The sequence below is a fragment of the Phaeovulum sp. genome (genome assembly GCF_041596715.1).
Lineage (GTDB): Bacteria > Pseudomonadota > Alphaproteobacteria > Rhodobacterales > Rhodobacteraceae > UBA6213.
This window is the reverse complement of the sequence record NZ_JBFHIA010000252.1, coordinates 1-4,373: the sequence shown is the minus strand read 5'-3', so window position 1 is coordinate 4,373 and position 4,373 is coordinate 1. Positions and strand designations below refer to the sequence as shown.

At 58.5% G+C, this 4,373-nt stretch carries 4 protein-coding genes; 2 read left to right on the top strand and 2 right to left on the bottom strand.

From position 1 onward, the window contains the following. A partial coding sequence (locus tag ABY403_RS14050) for an FtsX-like permease family protein (RefSeq protein ID WP_372841453.1) occupies positions 1 to 1,660 on the top strand: 1,660 nt, incomplete at its 5' end. Then, the gene (locus ABY403_RS14045) at positions 1,650 to 2,687 is read left to right on the top strand and encodes a lipocalin-like domain-containing protein (protein WP_372841452.1); all 1,038 of its coding nucleotides are present in this window, start codon (positions 1,650 to 1,652) and stop codon (positions 2,685 to 2,687) included. The genes ABY403_RS14050 and ABY403_RS14045, both read left to right, overlap by 11 nt. A 204-nt stretch (positions 2,688 to 2,891) precedes the next feature. Here ABY403_RS14045 and ABY403_RS14040 read toward each other — a convergent pair whose 3' ends face one another. Together ABY403_RS14040 and ABY403_RS14035 are read right to left on the bottom strand one after the other, a co-directional pair. Continuing rightward, the gene (locus ABY403_RS14040; RefSeq protein ID WP_372841451.1) at positions 2,892 to 3,425 is read right to left on the bottom strand and encodes a hypothetical protein; all 534 of its coding nucleotides are present in this window, start codon (positions 3,423 to 3,425) and stop codon (positions 2,892 to 2,894) included. A gap of 1 nt (position 3,426) precedes the next feature. Then, complete coding sequence (locus ABY403_RS14035; protein ID WP_372841450.1) at positions 3,427 to 4,152, bottom strand: response regulator transcription factor; 726 nt, start codon at positions 4,150 to 4,152, stop codon at positions 3,427 to 3,429. Positions 4,153 to 4,373: the final 221 nt, after the last annotated feature.

Here is a 4,373-nt window from a genome sequence, read left to right as displayed (position 1 = left end):
GGCGTTCGAGCAGCGCCGCCCGGTGGTGCGCACTTTGCGGGCATTGGGCGCGCCGCTGCGGCGGCTGATCGCATTGATGGCGGTTGAGCTTGCCGTTCTGGCGCTGCTGGCGGGGGCGATCGGCGTGGCGCTGGGCTATCTCGTCGCGGCGGCGCTATTGCCGGATGTTGCTGCAACCCTGCGCGGGCTTTACGGGGCCGATGTTTCGGGCGCGCTTTCCTTGCGCCCTTCGTGGTGGCTTTCAGGTTTGGCGATGGCGATAGGGGGCACGGCCTTGGCGGCGGGCGGCGCGCTTTGGTCGCTGGCACGAATGCCGCTATTGGCTGGCGCGCAGCCGCGTGCATGGGTCATGGCGCGCCAGGGGCCGGGGCAGGTGGCGCTTTCGTTGACGCTGCTGGCGCTGTCTGGGGCGATTACGCTTTGGGGCAACGGGCTGATGGCCGGTTTCGTGATGCTGGGGGCGCTGCTGATCGGTGGGGCGCTTGCCCTGCCGCCGCTGTTGGCGCTGGTGCTGCGGCTGGGCGAGGCGCGCGCGCGAGCGCCCGTTGCGCAGTGGTTCTGGGCCGATACGCATCAGCAACTGCCCGGCCTATCGCTGGCGCTGATGGCGCTGTTGCTTGCGATGACAGCCAATGTCGGCGTCTCGACCATGGTTTCATCGTTTCGGCTGACTTTTGCGGACTTTCTTGATCAGCGATTGGCCTCAGAGCTTTATGTCAATGCCCAAGACCCGGCGCAGGCCGAGGCGATCACCACCTTGCTGACCGACCGGACCGAGGCGATCTTGCCCGTTCTGTTCATCGAGCAGCAGATCGCGGGCCTTCCGGCCAAGGTCTACGGCGTAAGAGACCATGCAACCTATCGCGACAACTGGCGCTTTCTGCGCGCAGTCCCGAACGCTTGGGACGCATTGGCGCGCGGCGAGGGAGTGCTGGTCAACGAACAGCTTTTCCGGCGGGCGGCGCTTGATCTTGGGGATGTCGTCGCAATCGCGCCGGGCGTATCTTTGCCGGTGCTGGGGGTCTACGGCGACTATGGCAACCCGGTCGGCCAGCTGATCGTGACCGAGCCCTTGTTCGGCCAGCAATTTCCGGCGGTGACTGCCTTGCGCTTTGGGCTGCGTGTCGATCCCGCGCAAATAGATGCCGTGCGCGCCACCTTGCACGATCAGTTGGGCGTTGCGGACAGCGCGATGGTCGATCAGGCGTCGATCAAGGCGTTTTCGCTTTCCGTGTTCGAGCGGACGTTCACGGTCACCACGGCGCTGAATATCCTGACGCTGTCGGTTGCCGGTTTCGCGATGATGCTCAGCCTTCTGACGCTTGCTGCCATGCGGCTGCCGCAACTGGCCCCTGTCTGGGCGCTGGGGCTGCCCCGGCGCAGGCTGGCGGCGCTGGAACTGTTGCGCGCGGTGGTTCTGGCTTCGCTGACAGCGGCGCTGGCCTTGCCGCTTGGGTTGGCGTTGGCCTGGGCATTGCTGGCGGTGGTGAATGTCGAGGCGTTTGGCTGGCGCCTGCCGATGTATCTGTTTCCGTTTGATTATGTGCGCTTGGGTGGGCTTGCCTTGCTGGCGGCTGCGCTTGCGGCGATATGGCCTGCGTGGCGGCTTTCGCGCACGCCACCCGCGCAATTGCTGGGGGTGTTTCGCAATGAACGTTAGGGCGCTGGTCCTGCTGATGTGGTTGCCGACGCAGGCGATTGCGCAGGGTTTTGCCGGGCTTGGCACAACGGCGCAAGATTTTGCCCAACCAGTGCCCGACACCCAGTTGCAGTTTCCAGCCGACCACGGCGCACACCCGGCCTATCGTATCGAGTGGTGGTATCTGACTGCCAACTTGACCGGCCCGGACGGCACAGCCTACGGGCTTCAATGGACGCTGTTCCGCTCGGCCCTTGCCCCCCGCGACGGGCAGGGCTGGGCAACGCCGCAACTTTGGATGGGCCACGCCGCGGTCACGACGCCCGATGCGCACTATGTGGCAGAGCGACTGGCCCGTGGCGGCATTGGGCAGGCCGGTGTAGAGGCAGCCCCGTTTTCCGCATGGATCGACGAATGGGCGATGGAGGGTGCGGATTTTGACCATCTGCGCTTGAATGCCTCGGGCACAGAGTTTGCGTATGACGTAAATCTCAGCGCGACTGGCCCCTTGGTGCTGCATGGCCAAAACGGGTATTCGGTAAAATCCGCAGCAGGGCAGGCGAGCTATTATTATTCGCAACCGTTCTTTCAGGTGCAGGGCACCATTACTTTGCCCGAAGGCGAAATCCCGGTCGTCGGCACGGCGTGGCTGGACCGGGAATGGTCATCGCAGCCGCTGGCGCAAGATCAACTTGGGTGGGACTGGTTTTCGCTGTCATTCGACACCGGCGACAAGTTGATGGGTTTCGTGCTGCGCGGCGACACCGACTATACCTCAGCCACATGGATCGACGCAGATGGCAGCGCACGGGCATTTCCCGACGGCGCATTCGAGGCCACGCCCCTTGCCCGGCACAAGGTTGCCGGGCGCGAGGTGCCCGTCGAATGGCGCGTCCGCCTGCCCGCACAGGGCATTGAAGTGGCAGTAAAGGCATTGAACGTCGATGCATGGATGGACACTTCGGTGCCTTATTGGGAAGGCCCCGTGATGATTTCTGGCAGCCACGGCGGAGTGGGGTATCTGGAAATGACGGGCTATGACCAATGATCCGCAGTTTTGATCTGCGGCTTTGACGTGGGCTCTCTGAAAGAAGCCGGGTTGGAAGGCAATATTAGAGAAATCTACCTTCTCCATCGTATAAAATAATCAGCAGAAAATAAGATCTGTCCATTTGATGCGGCGCTAAACCAGTTAGCGCTCACATTCAAGTTTCGCCGTGAATGAGCATCGCATTGCGCGAAGCGCGGGCGGTTAACCCGGAAAGTGGTGCTTGGTAATCAGCGCCCAAATCTGGCGGTTAAGATTTTGTATTTCGGAAATGGATGTATCTATCATGAAAAGTTCTTGCGCATTCATAAGCTGCGACCGGCCAAACCGTATATCTTCCTTGCGATCAGAAATGCGCATCTGAATGGAGCTTATCGACGTGCCGTCCTTGTCAAATGAATATATGCAGTGATTGTACCTATTGCGCAACGCGGAGTATTTAGAAAGTTCACGCGTGATGGAAAGGATTTCCGATGCGACCGGCTTCGGCGTCGCGCCAAGTTTCGCCAGTCTCTCGACAAGATCTAGCCGTGCTCTTGTTGTATTCAAGGTCAGAAATATAACCGTAGCAACCTGCATATTGACAGGTGCCAGTCCCGCAATGAGGTGAATCAGAAGACTCTCGGTGTTTGTCCAAGAGTAATTCAATTGACCAAGGCGCAGCAATATATCTTGCAGCGCGAACTCGCCGCCTTCTGGCTTGCCTGCCGTGGACTCCGTTTCCTGTTCTGAAGTCATATCAGTCACCGGAAAGAAAAAGCGCCGCGGCGCCTGTTCTGTTATTTACCCTCAGTTTGCGGATGATGTTGTGGGTGTGCAGCTTCACTGTGTGTTCTGACAAATCTAACTCGGCAGCTATGCTCTTGTTTTGCTTGCCTCTTGCGATCAACTCTAGCACCTCGTGCTCGCGCGCCGAAAGCGCGTTTAGCCGCGCGCTTTTGGATAGCGCCTCGTCAGTTTCGCTTTTCGCGGGTGTGCCGTAGGAATTGGCCTGCACCCCGAACCCGCCGACTTCTTGCGGGATGTAAACGCCGCCATCTACCAAAAGGTGAATTATGGAAATAAATATGTCAAACCGCACATTCATGGGAATGTAGCTTCGGATGAGTGGTGAAATATCTTTTGTGGCTAAAACGGCATTTGGCAATCTTGCGTCTTGATATGCAAGCGCAACCGGAGTTGACTGAAGCGCACGCTTCTTGCTTGCGTCGAGTCGCGCGAGTTCAAATGCGAACTCTTCGCCAATTATTACTAGTGCGATTTTCGCGCGCTCGTCCTCGCTGAGGGAGAAGTAGGCGTCGAGCGTGTCGAGACGCTCAACCTGTAGGGTGCCTATTTCCCCGTTGACAGAACGAAGCAAACTATTCGGAAAGTAGTGACGTGAACTTAGCACAAGTGCCTTGGGCATTTCATCATTCGCGGTCGAATGCACATACCCCGGCCTGCTAGCGAAATGCGCTTGCATGTCCGTCCCCCCAGCATAACCCACAACGGTGTCGCGTCTAACTTGGCGTAACACGCGAGAATGTGTATTTCCCCTCTGACAGTATACATAATCTGAGCAAATATTCACCTAGTCTAAAGGACTAGTAATGCCATTTGATTATTCAAATACATGAACTTACGAAATGTAACTGCATTTTGCTACCGACGAAATGCCTTCCACAATATGTGGTGACACTCTCG